13 protein-coding genes are annotated in these 14,277 nt (G+C 59.9%); 6 read left to right on the top strand and 7 right to left on the bottom strand.

All coding sequences use genetic code 11. The features are described from left to right. Window positions 1-46: 46 nt before the first annotated feature. From CFBP1590_RS16660 to CFBP1590_RS16640, 5 genes are all read left to right on the top strand, one after another. On the top strand, window positions 47-1,624 hold the full coding sequence (locus tag CFBP1590_RS16660) for a sugar ABC transporter ATP-binding protein (RefSeq protein WP_004883782.1): 1,578 nt from the start codon (window positions 47-49) through the stop codon (window positions 1,622-1,624). A gap of 60 nt (window positions 1,625-1,684) precedes the next feature. After that, window positions 1,685-2,710 (top strand): ABC transporter permease, encoded by a 1,026-nt coding sequence (locus CFBP1590_RS16655; RefSeq protein WP_025993042.1) that lies wholly within the window; start codon window positions 1,685-1,687, stop codon window positions 2,708-2,710. Between the two features lie 302 nt (window positions 2,711-3,012). Further along, entirely contained in the window at window positions 3,013-3,417 is a 405-nt protein-coding gene (locus CFBP1590_RS16650) for a TraR/DksA family transcriptional regulator (RefSeq protein WP_004883780.1), read from the top strand. Window positions 3,418-3,598: 181 nt separating this feature from the next. Next, window positions 3,599-5,176, top strand: a complete 1,578-nt coding sequence (locus CFBP1590_RS16645; protein ID WP_088235537.1) for a methyl-accepting chemotaxis protein — start codon at window positions 3,599-3,601, stop codon at window positions 5,174-5,176. 276 nt (window positions 5,177-5,452) lie between these two features. Next, window positions 5,453-6,937 (top strand): T6SS phospholipase effector Tle1-like catalytic domain-containing protein, encoded by a 1,485-nt coding sequence (locus tag CFBP1590_RS16640; RefSeq protein ID WP_043304460.1) that lies wholly within the window; start codon window positions 5,453-5,455, stop codon window positions 6,935-6,937. Window positions 6,938-6,981: 44 nt separating this feature from the next. On the opposite strand, the gene CFBP1590_RS16635 is transcribed toward CFBP1590_RS16640, so the two are convergent. After that, complete coding sequence (locus CFBP1590_RS16635; RefSeq protein WP_088235536.1) at window positions 6,982-7,218, bottom strand: DUF2789 domain-containing protein; 237 nt, start codon at window positions 7,216-7,218, stop codon at window positions 6,982-6,984. Between the two features lie 434 nt (window positions 7,219-7,652). Here CFBP1590_RS16635 and CFBP1590_RS16630 point away from each other — a divergent pair, with 434 nt between their 5' ends. After that, a complete protein-coding gene (locus CFBP1590_RS16630; RefSeq protein WP_029241447.1) occupies window positions 7,653-8,120 on the top strand; it encodes a hypothetical protein in 468 nt (155 codons plus the stop codon). Between the two features lie 17 nt (window positions 8,121-8,137). Here the strand turns inward: CFBP1590_RS16630 and CFBP1590_RS16625 are convergent, their stop codons facing one another. From CFBP1590_RS16625 to CFBP1590_RS16600, 6 genes are read right to left on the bottom strand one after another with little or no spacing between them, the layout of a single operon-like run. Next, window positions 8,138-8,518: a Na+/H+ antiporter subunit G gene (locus CFBP1590_RS16625; RefSeq protein WP_088235535.1), complete on the bottom strand. Its 381-nt coding sequence runs from the start codon at window positions 8,516-8,518 to the stop codon at window positions 8,138-8,140. Beyond that, complete coding sequence (locus CFBP1590_RS16620) at window positions 8,515-8,793, bottom strand: K+/H+ antiporter subunit F (RefSeq protein WP_004883774.1); 279 nt, start codon at window positions 8,791-8,793, stop codon at window positions 8,515-8,517. Before CFBP1590_RS16620 ends, CFBP1590_RS16625 begins: the two co-directional genes overlap by 4 nt. After that, entirely contained in the window at window positions 8,790-9,278 is a 489-nt protein-coding gene (locus CFBP1590_RS16615) for a Na+/H+ antiporter subunit E (protein ID WP_043304463.1), read from the bottom strand. The genes CFBP1590_RS16620 and CFBP1590_RS16615 overlap by 4 nt, the downstream gene beginning before the upstream one ends. Continuing rightward, window positions 9,275-10,960 carry a monovalent cation/H+ antiporter subunit D gene (locus tag CFBP1590_RS16610; protein WP_088235534.1) on the bottom strand — a complete coding sequence of 562 codons (1,686 nt, stop codon included), beginning with the start codon at window positions 10,958-10,960 and terminating at the stop codon, window positions 9,275-9,277. The genes CFBP1590_RS16615 and CFBP1590_RS16610 overlap by 4 nt, the downstream gene beginning before the upstream one ends. Then, on the bottom strand, window positions 10,957-11,301 hold the full coding sequence (locus CFBP1590_RS16605; RefSeq protein WP_004883771.1) for a Na+/H+ antiporter subunit C: 345 nt from the start codon (window positions 11,299-11,301) through the stop codon (window positions 10,957-10,959). The genes CFBP1590_RS16610 and CFBP1590_RS16605 overlap by 4 nt, the downstream gene beginning before the upstream one ends. After that, the gene (locus CFBP1590_RS16600; RefSeq protein WP_088235533.1) at window positions 11,301-14,219 is read right to left on the bottom strand and encodes a monovalent cation/H+ antiporter subunit A; all 2,919 of its coding nucleotides are present in this window, start codon (window positions 14,217-14,219) and stop codon (window positions 11,301-11,303) included. Before CFBP1590_RS16600 ends, CFBP1590_RS16605 begins: the two co-directional genes overlap by 1 nt. Between the last annotated feature and the right edge of the window lie 58 nt (window positions 14,220-14,277).

The raw sequence follows: 14,277 nt of genomic DNA, 5'->3' as shown, positions 1-14,277 counted from the left end.
GGGCGGATCCTGCGCCCCGGCCCTGTCGCTTGAGGAGCTTGTCACCATGCCCGGTTCAGCGACTGCCACCCCCACGCCCGCCCAGCGCGATTCCTCCGGTAGTGCAGGTCACGATGTCCTGAATGCCCAACCGCCTTATCTGCTGGAAATCAGCAATATCAGCAAGGGCTTTCCAGGCGTCATTGCGCTCAACGACGTGCAACTGCGGGTCCGTCCCGGCAGCGTACTGGCGCTGATGGGCGAGAACGGTGCCGGCAAATCGACCCTGATGAAAATCATTGCCGGTATCTATCAGCCCGACGCAGGCGAAATTCGCCTGCGGGGCAAGCCCGTCACGTTCGACACGCCGCTGTCTGCCCTGCAGTCCGGGATTGCCATGATCCATCAGGAGTTGAACCTGATGCCGTTCATGAGCATTGCGGAGAACATCTGGATCGGCCGTGAGCAACTCAACGGCCTGCACATGATCGACCACCGGGAAATGTTCCGCTGCACCGCCGAACTGCTCGAACGCCTGCGCATCAAGCTGGACCCGGAAGAGCTGGTGGGCAATCTGAGCATCGCCGAGCGGCAGATGGTCGAGATTGCCAAGGCGGTTTCCTATAACTCCGATGTACTGATCATGGACGAGCCCACCTCGGCCATTACCGAAACCGAAGTCGCGCATCTGTTCTCCATCATTTCCGACCTGCGTGCGCAGGGCAAGGGCATCATCTACATCACCCACAAGATGAATGAAGTGTTCGAGATCGCAGACGAAGTGGCGGTGTTTCGTGACGGTTGCTATATCGGTCTGCAGCGCGCCGAAAGCATGGACGGAGACAGCCTGATTTCGATGATGGTCGGTCGCGAGTTGACCCAGCTTTTCCCGGAACGTGAAAAACCGATCGGCGATCTGCTTCTATCGGTGCGTGATCTGCGCCTGGATGGCATTTTCAAGGACGTGTCCTTCGATCTGCATGCCGGTGAGATTCTCGGCATTGCAGGGCTGATGGGCTCGGGTCGTACCAATGTGGCGGAAACCCTGTTCGGCATCACGCCCAGCGACGGTGGAGAAATTCACTACGATGGCGCAGCGGTGCGCATCGGCGATCCTCATCAGGCCATCGGCCTGGGTTTTGCGCTGCTGACCGAGGATCGGAAACTGACCGGACTGTTTCCCTGCCTTTCAGTGATGGAAAACATGGAAATGGCAGTACTGGCCAATTACGCAGGCAATGGCTTCGTCAAACAGAAGGCCTTGCGGGCGCTGTGCGAAGACATGTGCAAGAAGCTGCGGGTCAAGACGCCGTCGCTGGAGCAGTGCATCGACACACTGTCCGGCGGCAACCAACAGAAGGCGCTGCTGGCCCGCTGGCTGATGACCAACCCCAGAGTTCTGATTCTCGACGAGCCGACCCGCGGTATCGACGTGGGCGCCAAGGCCGAGATCTACCGCCTGATCGCCTTTCTGGCCAGCGAAGGCATGGCGGTCATCATGATTTCCTCGGAATTGCCCGAAGTGTTGGGCATGAGCGATAGGGTCATGGTCATGCACGAAGGCGAAATGATGGGGATCCTGCCGCGCAGTGAAGCGACTCAGGAAAAAGTCATGCATCTGGCTTCCGGACATCGAGTCCATTGAGTTCGCAGGGCTGGCCTCGGCCAGAAGAACACGCCAGAACAAGAACAAGAGGGTAACACCATGAGCAACGCTATCTTGCAGAACAAGCCGGCCCTGGCGCCGACCAAGAACAAACGGCGACTGCCGACCGAACTGAGCATTTTTCTGGTCCTGATCGGTATCGGTCTGATCTTCGAACTGTTCGGCTGGATCGTCCGCGATCAGAGCTTTCTGCTCAATTCGCAGCGGCTGGTGCTAATGATCCTGCAGGTGTCGATCATTGGTCTGCTGGCCATTGGCGTGACGCAGGTGATCATCACCACCGGCATCGACCTGTCTTCAGGATCGGTACTGGCGTTGTCGGCAATGGTTGCCGCCAGCCTTGCGCAGACCTCGGATTTTTCCCGTGCGGTCTTTCCTTCGCTGACCGATCTGCCAGTGTGGATACCGGTGGTGGTCGGGCTGGGGGTTGGATTGCTGGCCGGTGCGATCAACGGCAGCATCATTGCCATCACCGGCATTCCGCCGTTCATCGCGACCCTCGGCATGATGGTGTCGGCCCGCGGGCTGGCGCGCTTCTACACCGAAGGTCAGCCAGTGAGCATGCTGTCTGACTCCTACACCGCCATTGGCCAAGGCGCGATGCCGGTGATCATCTTTCTGGTGGTCGCGGTCATCTTCCACATCGCACTGCGCTACACCAAGTACGGCAAGTACACCTATGCCATCGGCGGCAACATGCAGGCGGCCCGTACTTCCGGGATCAACGTCAAGCGTCATCTGGTCATTGTCTACAGCATCGCCGGTTTGTTGGCCGGTCTTGCCGGTGTCGTTGCGTCGGCGCGGGCAGCAACCGGGCAGGCCGGGATGGGCATGTCCTATGAGCTGGACGCCATCGCCGCTGCGGTAATTGGTGGCACCAGTCTGGCGGGCGGGGTGGGGCGCATCACCGGTACGGTGATCGGCGCACTGATCCTCGGCGTCATGGCCAGCGGGTTCACGTTCGTCGGGGTGGATGCCTACGTTCAGGACATCATCAAGGGGCTGATCATTGTGGTAGCGGTGGTCATCGACCAGTATCGCAACAAGCGCAAGACCAAGCGCTGAGAGCAACCTGCGCACACAAGGGCCTTCGAGGCCCTTTTGTGCGTTATAAGGTTGCTGGAACCGATTGGTTCTGTGTCGGTCAGACCCTCATCCAACCCAGCGTAATACAGGTTTGGTGCCCGGTTTTCAGGGGCTGCCGCGCAATTGTTGGCCAAAAGACTTCAATTGTGTTGCCGAGTGCGCGAGGCGGCCTTAGACTGCCGCCCCTCGTAAATTGAGTGCCAGGTGGCGCTTGGAGATCATGGCGCTTGTACGGCAACGTTGAGCCGCTCCTCAATGCACGTTTTTTTATAGAGAAATCAATGACAAAGGAAAAGTTGCTGGCCATGCCGGCCGATGACTACATGAACGCCGAGCAGCACGCTTTCTTCGTCGAGCTGTTGCAGAACATGAAGGTCGAAATCCACGAGCGAATCGAGCAAAGCCGTATCGCTATCGAGAGCCTGGATACCCCTGCAGATCCCGCCGATGCTGCTTCTGTGGAAGAAGAGCGTCACTGGCTGGTGAACGTGATCGATCGTGATCAGCGCATGCTGCCGCAGCTGGAAATGGCGCTGTCGCGTATCGCTGAAGACACTTTTGGCTGGTGTGATGACAGCGGCGAGCCGATCGGCCTGAAACGCCTGCTGATCAGTCCGACGACCAAGTATTGCATCGAAGCGCAAGAGCGCCACGAGCAGATCGACAAGCACCAGCGCCAGGCCTGATTCACAGGCAGCGGGCAGGTGTCACGAAACCGGGAGGCAAGCGATTGCCTCCCGGTTTTCTTGTGCCTGCGTTTTATTGAAAGGAATATTGCCCTTACCACCAATGGCTCATGGCAGATGGCCGGTTTCTGGCGTTTAATGAGGACAAACAACGATAAATAAACGCTTGGGGTGATGCAGCATGTCCGACAACGCTTTCGTGGCAAACCGGTCCTGGGTGCCCGTTATACAGACGCTCGCGCTGTGCCTGCTGTTGGCGGCGATCAATTTTGTCAGCGTCTCCCTTTACCTCGCCGTGCCGGTCGCCCTGTTGGTGATCTGGCTGCCACGTCTGCTGCCCGCCAACGCCGCTCGCCCCGCCGTCGTGTCTGAAGACAGCGCCATCGGTAATCTGACCCGCGATCTGTCCCGCACCACCAGCCACAACGCGCTATCCGCTGCGCAAGTCGCGTTTTCCGTGCGTCAACTGGCCGGTCGGGTGCAGTCGCAACTCGATGCTGCGGAACAAGTGGTGAGCAGCGCCGACGTCATGATCACGACAGAACGGCAGACGGCCCAGTTGAGCCAACAGGCCCTCAGCGCGGCCAGCCAGGCCCGCCAGCGCAGTGATGCGGGCAGCGTGGTTCTGAACGAATCCATTCAGCGCATGCACCGCCTGAGTCAGGGAGCGGTGGAGAGTCGTGAACTGATCGGGGCACTGAATCAGCGCAGCGAGGAAATCCAGCGCGTGACGATGGTGATTCAGTCCATTGCCAGCCAGACCAACCTGTTGGCGCTCAATGCCGCCATCGAGGCCGCACGCGCCGGCGAGCACGGGCGCGGGTTTGCCGTCGTGGCCGATGAGGTGCGCGGGCTGGCCGGTCGTACCGCCAGTGCCACGCAGGAAGTCGGGCAGATGGTTGCCGATATCCAGCAACGCACCACTCAGGTGGTCGAACAGATTCGCCAGTTGTCAGCGGATCTGGACAGTGGTGTCCAGCAGGTGGAACTGACCGGTGAGCACCTGGACAGCATTGCGCGTCTGGCGGTCGAGGTGGAGAGCCAGGTGGGTGAAATTGCCCATGGCGCACAGACCAATCAGGACCAGTTGGCAGGCCTGTTCGAAGCCGTTGAGCGCATGCGCGGCGATCTGGCCGTCAGCGACGAGCAGACCCGGCATCTGGCTAAAGCTGCCGTGCAGATGGAGGGGCAGGCCGAAACCATCAGTCAGCGTCTGGCGCAGGTCGGCCTGGATGATTACCACCAGCGCATCTACGACCTGGCCCGCGAGGGGGCGCAGCAGATCGCGGCGAAGTTCGAAGCCGACATCGAGGGGGGCACCGTCAGCCTCGATGATCTGTTCGACCGGCAGTACAAACCTATCCCGAATACGTTGCCGACGCGTTTCAATACCCGGTTCGACCGCTATACCGATCAGGTCCTGCCCGCTGTACAGGAGCCGTTGCTGTCGCGGCATGAAGGGCTGGTGTTCGCCATCGCCTGCACGCAACAGGGTTACGTACCGACTCACAACAATGCCTTCAACCAGCCATTGACCGGCGACCCTGCTGTCGACAACGCCCGTAACCGCAGCAAGCGCAAATTCGATGACCGCACCGGCATCCGTTGCGGCAGCCATCAACAGCCCGTGCTGCTGCAGACCTACACCCGCGACACCGGTGAGCTGATGCATGACCTGTCGGTGCCGATCACGGTCAAGGGTAGACATTGGGGTGGACTGAGACTGGGCTACAAGCCTGAAGCCGCAGCCTCGAAGTGACAGATAACTCACTTGCGGTTGAATAGCGTTCAAAAGGGCGGCAAACAGTTTGAATATGTTTACTGCGGTAGTTGATATATAAAAATATTGTTTCTCTATTTTTATCGGGTTTGTTTGCCCTGATTTAGTGTGAGTGTTTTATTGTTGTAGGAAGTTTCTGAAAAGTCTTTCTGTGACTTGACTGTTCTTGTGGGCTGAGCAAGCTAGTTGAATCAACGGCGTAAATAGTTGATTTGACAATCGCCGCTACTGGGAACATCTAAGGACGGAAACAGGATGAAAAATACAGGGAATGTTAAAGAAGACGCTACCGTTTCGGACGCGGCTGCACTGCGCGTCACCATACGGGCAGGCGTTTTCTTCGATGGAACAGGCAATAACCGACTCAATAGCCGGATCGGCGCGGACTGTCAGGCGCTTATGGAAGTCAATGGCGAACGGCATATCAGGGAATGTGCAGGGCGCCATTGCGATCCTTCCAGCAGTTACAGCAATGATCTGACCAATATCGCCAGGCTGGTCGATCTCTATCGTGATCAACAGATTGCCGCCAATGATGGGGGTGGACTACGGGTTTACTGGCCGATCTATGTCAGTGGCGCGGGAACGACATCGGGCAGTCGCGATTCGCTCTGGCCGGGCCAGAGTTTTGGACGTGGCCCCACGGGCGTGGTGGCCAAGGTCGAGCGGGCGATCAGAAAGCTGGACTCGCGCCTCAGAGCGTTTCCGCAACTCAATCCGGGGTGCGTCATCGAGGCGATCGAACTGGATGTCTTTGGATTCAGCCGGGGCGCCGCGTCGGCCAGGCACTTCGTGAACGAAGTGCTCAAACAGTCCGCCGGCCTGCTTGAGCCTGTACTGGGCAGCCGCAAGGTTCGGTTGAGCGAAGACTTCAGCTGGAAAAACGGCAGCGTGCGGATCAAGGTGGTCGGTCTGTTCGATACCGTCGCTGCCATCGGTAGCCTCAAGGATCTGGGCAACGTCAGTGATTCGGCCAATCGACGCGTCAACCTTTACCTGCCGCCCGATTGCGCGCAGCAGGTCCTGCATCTGGTGGCCCGTGATGAATTGCGCCGCAATTTTGCGCTGAACAGCATCAGGCCGGTGTGGCCGCGAGAAATCGTGCTGCCGGGCGCGCATGCCGACATCGGCGGTGGTTACCTGCCGCAGATGGAGGAAAGCGTAATGCTGACCCGGCCACGTGTCAGCACGCTGTATGCCGGCGATCTGCACGAATCGACGTCGGCATGGCTGCAAGCGCAGGCCGAGTTGAGCGAGATGGATGCAGAGCGCTGGATCGATCCGCTGGACACCCAGGCTTCGCTGCAGGTTCAGGTGTGTGATGAACAGTGCCGGTCTCGCGGCATGGGATCTTTCGGGGGGCGTTCGACGGTCATTGCTGTCTGTCTGCGGCGTCAGGTGTTCGGCCATCTGTCGCGAGTGCATCTGCGCGTCATGCATGCGCTGGCCTGTGACGAAGGCGTACCGTTCAAACCGATTCCCATCGTGCAGGAACTCAAGCTGCCGCCCGAACTTGAAGGCATTGCCTGCAAGCTGATCGATTATGCGCGGGGGGATCCATACACGCTGAGCGACGATGAAGAGAAAATTCTTCGCTGGCGCTACATTCATCATTCGGCGCACTGGAGCGCGGCGATAGGCAGGCTGGGCAGTCTGGGTGACGCGGTGTTCGTGCATGCGCCGGAGCCAGGCGGACGGGTGCTGCATCCCAATGTCGGACAGCATGGCTATCCTCAATAAGCCTGGGAGAGTGATGCAGGCTGACCTGCATCACTCTTTTTCGGTCAGGACTGCTTGTGCAGAAGTACGTTCAATTCGTCGACAACAGGTGCCCACTCGGCATCGGCACGCAGCTCTTCCTTGAGGAATGCTGCCTGTTGGGGGGTCCAGAATTCGGCGTCGATCAGTTTCACCTCATCGGGCAGTCGATGTCGGGCAACAAAGGCATCGATACTGTTCTCGTCATTATCCAGACCCAATTGGGCGAACAGGCCTGGCAGGTCAGGGTTGGGCAATTCCATGTCATCTCCTCGACGAGGGCGAACCCCGTACAGTCATTGGTCCTGCATCGGAGTGGTCTGCCCGGACAAGAGTTCGATGCATTTTTCCCTGGAGATGAGCCGACTTTTCTTATACGCAAGGCAAGTGCTATGTTCATACATGCAACGAGTCACTCCTCAGTGAGAATCAGGTACCCCTTACGTGTCCAGGGCGTCTCGGGTTCATCGAAGGTGATGCCTGTGCGACATCGTTTGTACAAAAGGTATATATCCCGTTGACGCTGTGAGCCGGTAGAATCCGTCGCCAGCCTGCACAGGGTACGTGGTGGCCTGCCTGGCATCCCGCAGTGCAGCGCGTCAGCAGGTCTTGGTCGCGCCATGCGGCAACACGGATGAACGACTTTTAACTGCCCGCATACCGGGCAGCATCATTTATCACGTTGGGGGTTTGTACTTTGGCTGTAAGCAACCTGGATACGCACGCGTTATTCGTGCTCGGCGATCTGCGGGCACAGTTGGTCAAGCAGTTTCAATCACGTTTTGTCTATGTCACCGAACAGTCGGCCGAAGGCATCTACATCGCAGAGATCGACACCGAGTCCGCTATGGTCGTCGATGACAAGCCGCGCCTTGAACTCAAGGTCGGTGATCATTTTCGCGCCTCTGTATTGCCGAGCCGTGAGGGTGGGAAGTTCGAAATCAGATTCCGTGAAATCAAACTGACCGTCTACGGCCTGGGCGATTACGCGTTTGTCGATACCGCTGAAGGTCACGGCATTGTGTTCAAGGAAGGTCACACGGTGTTCATGGTGTTTGCCGCCACTGAACAGCTTCAGTCCGGCATGAGCAAGACGCTCAAGACGGCTGTCGGCAAGGCTGCAAAATGGCGCAAGGGCGAACTGTCATTCAAGGCCAGCGAATAACGCTGGCATTGTGCTCGTCATCCGCCAGCGGACTCGCCTTCGTTGCGTCCGCCGCTGACTTCCGCCGGTACGTCATCGCCGGCCATGCGCTTGCGAAACAGCGCGGTTCGCGCCAGCAGCAGTGTGGTCACAGGGACTGTGATCGCCAGCAGGACAGGGATCAGCCAGGCGTGAATCACCGGCTCCGACTTGAGTGCGGAGAAGTAGATGATCGAGGCCAGCGCGACGCACCAGGCACCCAGTGTCGAAGCCAGGGCAGGCGGGTGCATTCTCTGGAAAAAGTCCTTCAGGCGCAGCAGCCCCAGTGCTCCGGTCAGGGTGAACAGGCTGCTGGCAATCAACAGCACGGCAGTCAGTACCTCGGCCCAGAAAGGCACGTTCATCGGTATTGAAGTCATTCGATTACTTCTCCGCGCAGCAGAAACTTGGCCAGGGCAAATGAGCCGACGAAGCCGAACAATGCGATCAGCATGGCGGCTTCGAAATATGTGTCACTGGCATAACGGATACCCAGCACCAGCATCATCAGCATTGCGGTGATGTACAGGTAGTCCAGCGCCAGTACGCGGTCCTGGGCAGACGGTCCTCTGATCAGCCGGATCAGGGTAATGACCATGGACAGGGCAAAGATCAGCAGGCTGATCAGAATGGCAGTGTCGAGCAGGGCACTCATTGGAAAATCTCCATCAAGGGGCGCTCATAGACGGTCTTGAAGTGCTCGATGAATTGCGCCTCGTCCTCAAGATCGAAAACATGCATCAACAGCACGCTGCGATCCAGCGCCAGTTCCGACCAGACAGTCCCAGGTACTACCGTGGTCACCATCGCCAGCGCGGCAAGGCCATGGGCGTCGTGCAGGTCCAGCGGTATCCGGACAAAGGCCGAGCGCGGCGGACGACGCTTGAGTCGCCAGACACTCACGCCGACCTGGAAGTTGGAGACCACCACGTCCCACCCGACCATCAGCAGGAATTTGAGGATGACGCCCGGCTTGCGAATGCGCACTGGCAACGGTCGCAGCGGCGCCATGAGCAACGGTGCCAGAAAGCCCAGCACGGCACCCAGCAACAGATGCCCCGGACTGATCGACAGGTTCAGCACCAGCCATAACACCCACAGGGCCAGAGAAAAAACGGGGGCGGGGAACAGGCGTTTCATGGCTGTACCTCCGGCGCGCCAGCGTTGCTGTTGGGGCCTGGCACCGGACGCGTTGCCAGAACCGACTGCACGTACTGCTTGGGTTCATGCAGGGCGGCAGCCGTGTCCTGAGTGTAGCGCAGCAATGGTTCGGCCTTGAACGTCAGGGCAACGCACAGGCCCAGCAGGATGATGATCGGCAGGCATTCGTTGCGACGCAGGATCGGCGAAGGGCGTTCGTAGGGGGTCCAGAATCGTTGGGTGCCGAGTCTGGAAAAAGCGATCAGCGAGGCCAGCCCCGAGAAGATCAGCAGGCCGATCAGCATCCAGGCAGGCGTCGACAGGGCTTCGTCCTGCGCGACGTCCAGGCCGAGCGGATTCATGAGCGCACTGAGCAGGGTCAGTTTGCCGATGAAGCCGGACAGCGGCGGCATGCCGATGATCAGCAGTGCGCAGATCACGAAACTCAGGCCCAGAAATGCCATGGTGACCGGGATGACTTGCCCGACCACGACTTTCTGCTCTTCGTCCAGGTTGGTGCCGGGCGGTGGATGCAGTGATTCCAGTGTGCGCGGCAACTGGTCGGCGTCTTCTTCCAGCGGAATCTCGTTGGCCGAGCGCGAGCGCTCGACCAGCTCGGCCAGCAGGAACATCGCGCTCAGGGCCAGCGTAGAGCTGACCAGATAGAACAGCGCGCCGGAAGTAAGGCTTGGCTGCGCGAAGCCGATGGCCGACAACAGAATGCCTGCCGAGACCAGAATGCTCAGGCTGGCCATGCGCTCCAGCCGCTGGGCCGCAATGATTGCAATGGCTGCCGTGACGATGGTTGCCATGCCGCCGTAAATCAGCCAGTCGCCGCCAAAGAACGCCGACGCCCCCGCCTGACCTGAAAACAGCAGTGTCCACAGACGCAGCAGGGTGTAGATGCCGACCTTGGTCATGATCGCGAACATCGCCGCAACCGGAGCGCTGGCGGCGGAGTAGGCGGGGACCAGCCAGAAGTTCAAGGGCCACATGCCAGCCTTGGCCAGAAACGCGGTGGCCAGAATCGCGGCCCCGGCGTGCAGCAGGCCCTGATCGGCTTCGGATACTTGCGGGATCTTGATCGCAAGATCTGCAAAGTTCAGGGTGCCTGTCACCCCGTAGATCAGGGCGGCGCCAATCAGGAACAGCGATGAGGCCAGCAGGTTGATCGAGATGTAGTGCAGACCCGAGGTGACCCTGGCGCGTCCGGAACCATGCAGCATCAGGCCGTAGGAGGCTGCGAGCAGGACCTCGAAAAACACGAACAGGTTGAACAGGTCTGCGGTAAGGAACGCGCCGTACAGGCCCATCAGCTGAATCTGGAACAGTGCGTGGAAACTGGCGCCAGCCCGGTCCCAGCGGGCCAGGGCGAACAGCAGGGCGCAGACGCCGACAATGCCGGTCAGCACCATCATCATGGCCGACAGATGATCCACCACCAGCACGATGCCGAACGGTACGCCCCAGTTACCCGGCAGGTACACGCCTATCGAACCGGTGCTGCCGGTGTCCTGGACCCAGAACAGCAGCACGATGGAGATACCCAGCCCGAGCATGCTGGAGAACAGGTTGATACGGCCCTTGAGCGGGCGACGTTTCTCGCCCAGCCACAGCATCAGCCCGGCCGTCGCCAGCGGCAGAAGGATGGGGGCAATGATCAGTTGATTCAGCCAACTCATGCCTTGGGCTCCCGGCCATCAACGTGGTCGGTGCCGGTCAGGCCTCGGGAAGCCAGCAGCACAACCAGAAACAGCGCGGTCATGGCAAAACTGATCACGATGGCCGTCAGCACCAGTGCCTGGGGCAGGGGATCGGTGTAGTTGAGCAGGTCCTGGGGAACGCCGTCCTTGATGATCGGCTCTCTGCCGATGAACAGGCTGCCCATGCTGAAGATGAACAGGTTCACGCCATAGGACAGCAGGCAGAGGCCCATCACGACCTGGAAGGTACGCGGGCGCAGCATCAGCCACACACCTGACGCGGCCAGAACGCCGATGGCGATTGCGATGACTTCTTCCATCAGAGGGCTCCTTGCGGGTTGGCGACAGGCTTGGGCAACGGGGTCGGGCGATGGCTGCGTACCGACTGGTGAGCCAGGGCGGTAAGAATCAGCAGCGTCGCGCCCACGACCACGGCATAGACGCCGACGTCGAAGAACAATGCGCTGGCGAAGTGGATATCACCCAGGATCGGCAAGTGCAGATGCGCGGTGTGGGTGGTCATGAACGGATAACCCAGCACCATCGAGCCTGCCCCGGTGAGCACGGCGCACAGCAGGCCGGTGCCCATCCAGCGCAAGGGCCTCAGGCTCATCTGTGCTTCTACCCACTGCGTGCCGGCGACCATGTATTGCAGAATGAACGCCACCGACATGACCAGCCCGGCAACGAAACCGCCGCCCGGCTCGTTGTGGCCGCGCATGAACAGGTACATCGACACGATGAAGGCGATTGGCAGCAGCAGGCGTACCAGTGCTGCCGGGACCATCATGAAGCCCAGTGCGGTGTCGCTGGCGCCGCGCGGGTTAATCAGATCGGTGACAACGTCGCGTGCCAGCAGACGCTGCTGGGCAGGTAATGGAATGCTTTCCTTGGGCGGGCGGAAACGACGCAGCAGGGCGAAGACCGTCAGGGCGACAGCGGCCAGCACGGTGATCTCGCCAAAGGTGTCGAAGCCGCGGAAGTCCACCAGCATGACGTTGACCACGTTGGTGCCGCCGCCTTCCGGAAGGGCGCGGCTGAGGTAGAACGAGGAGATGGCGTTGGGTGTCTGGCGGGTCAGCATGGCATAGGACAGGATCGCCATGCCAAGGCCGACCATGACCGCCAGCACGAAGTCGCGGATCCGGCGGGTGCGGGCTCTGAGTCGGGTGCTGGTGGCTGCGACATCTTCGTTACGACGTGGCAGCCAGCGCAGACCGAGCAGGATCAGCACAGTCGTCACGACTTCGACAACGAGCTGGGTAAGCGCCAGGTCAGGCGCGGAGAACCATACGAAGGTGATGCAGGTCATCAGGCCGCAGACGCTGACCATGACCAGTGCTGCGAGTCGGTGATACTTGCCCTGCCATGCCGCGCCGAGCGCGCAGACAATCGCAATCAGCCACAGTGTCACGAACACGCCGGAGCCCGGAATCTTCGGACGATCCCCCCAGGTCAGACCACTGAAGTACATCGGAATGAAGCCGCCCATCACGGCCGCCAGCACCAGCAGGAACAACTGCGGCTGCAGCCGGCGCGTGCTGACCTTGCGCTCGAAGCGCCGCGCCCAGTGCATCACGACCACCAGACTGCGTTCGAAGAAGCGTTTGCCGTTCAGGCGGCCTACCAGCGGCGGAACAGGAAAACGGTCGGTCTTGAGTGAGTTGCGCAGCAGCAGGTAAAGAAGGATACCGCCGGCCATTGCCACCAGACTCATGATCATCGGCGCGTTCCAGCCATGCCAGATCGCCAGGCTGTACTCGGGCAGGGTTCCGCCGACCACCGGTTGGGCGGCAGCCGCCAGTAACGGCGCGACCGACTGGGATGGAAAGATGCCGACGATGATGCAGGCCAGCACCAGAAACTCGACCGGAGCACGCATCCAGCGCGGCGGCTCATGGGGCATGTGTGGCAGGTCCTTGGCGGCCGGGCCGAAGAACACGTCGACGGTGAAGCGCAATGAATAGGCCACGCTGAATACACCGGCGATGGTTGCCACGACAGGCAGTGCGATTTCGACCCAGGCAGTGGCGGAAATGAATACGGTTTCGGCGAAGAACATCTCCTTGGAGAGGAATCCGTTGAGCAGCGGTACGCCGGCCATTGATGCGCTGGCGACCATGGCGAGCGTCGCGGTGTAGGGCAAGAGCTTTATAAGCCCGCTGAGTCGCTGGATATCCCGGGTGCCACTTTCGTGGTCGATGATGCCCGCCGCCATGAACAGCGAGGCCTTGAACGTGGCGTGGTTGAGAATGTGAAACACCGCAGCGACGGCAGCCAGCGGGCTGTTGAGGCCCAGCAGCAGGGTGATCAGCCCCAGGTGACTGATGGTCGAATAGGCCAGCAGGCCTTTCAGGTCATTCTGGAAAATCGCGGCGTAGGCGCCGAGAATCAGTGTGCAGGCGCCGGCACCGCTGACGATCCAGAACCACTGCTCGGTGCCTGAAAGGGCAGGCCACAGGCGTGCCATGAGAAAGACGCCTGCCTTGACCATGGTCGCCGAGTGCAGATAGGCCGACACCGGCGTTGGGGCGGCCATGGCGTGGGGCAGCCAGAAATGAAACGGAAATTGTGCGCTTTTGCTCAGTGCGCCGATCAGCACCAATGTCAGCATGACCGGGTACAGGGTATGGGCACGGATGGCGTCGCCGGAGGCCAGAACGCGGTCCAGATCGTAGCTGCCGACAATATGACCCAGAATCATCATCCCCGCCAGCAAGGCCAGACCGCCTGCGCCGGTGACCATCAGTGCCATGTAGGCACCGCGTCTGGCATCCGCGCGATGGTGCCAGTAGCCGATCAGCAGGAACGAGAACACGCTGGTCAGTTCCCAGAAAAACACAATCTGAATCAAGTTGCCGGACATCACCAGCCCGAGCATGGCGCCCATGAACGCCAGGAAAAACGCAAAGAAGCGGGGCACCGGATCGTCCGGTGACATGTAGTAACGGGCATATAGCGACACCAGTGCACCGATTCCCAGCACCAGCATGGAAAACAACCAGGCGAAACCATCAATGCGCAGGACGAAATTCAACCCCAGGCTCGGCAGCCAGAAATACTCTTCGCGGATGACACCGCCGTCTGCGATCTGCGGAAACCACAAGGCCATCTGAACCGCGCCGATCAGGGCGACGAGACCTGCAAGAAGGGATTCCGCGTTACGCGCGTTGTGCGGCAAAAACGCCGCCAGACAGCTGCCGATGAAAGGCAGAAGCAGTAGAACTATCAGAGACATAGGCTTCTAATCTGCGGGGAAATATCAAGCATCATACGTGCCAGACACTTCGAGACCA

The sequence above is a fragment of the Pseudomonas viridiflava genome, from assembly GCF_900184295.1.
Taxonomy (GTDB): Bacteria; Pseudomonadota; Gammaproteobacteria; order Pseudomonadales; family Pseudomonadaceae; genus Aquipseudomonas; species Aquipseudomonas viridiflava.
Note: the sequence above shows the minus strand (reverse complement) of the source record. Positions and strands in the feature narration are given on the sequence as shown.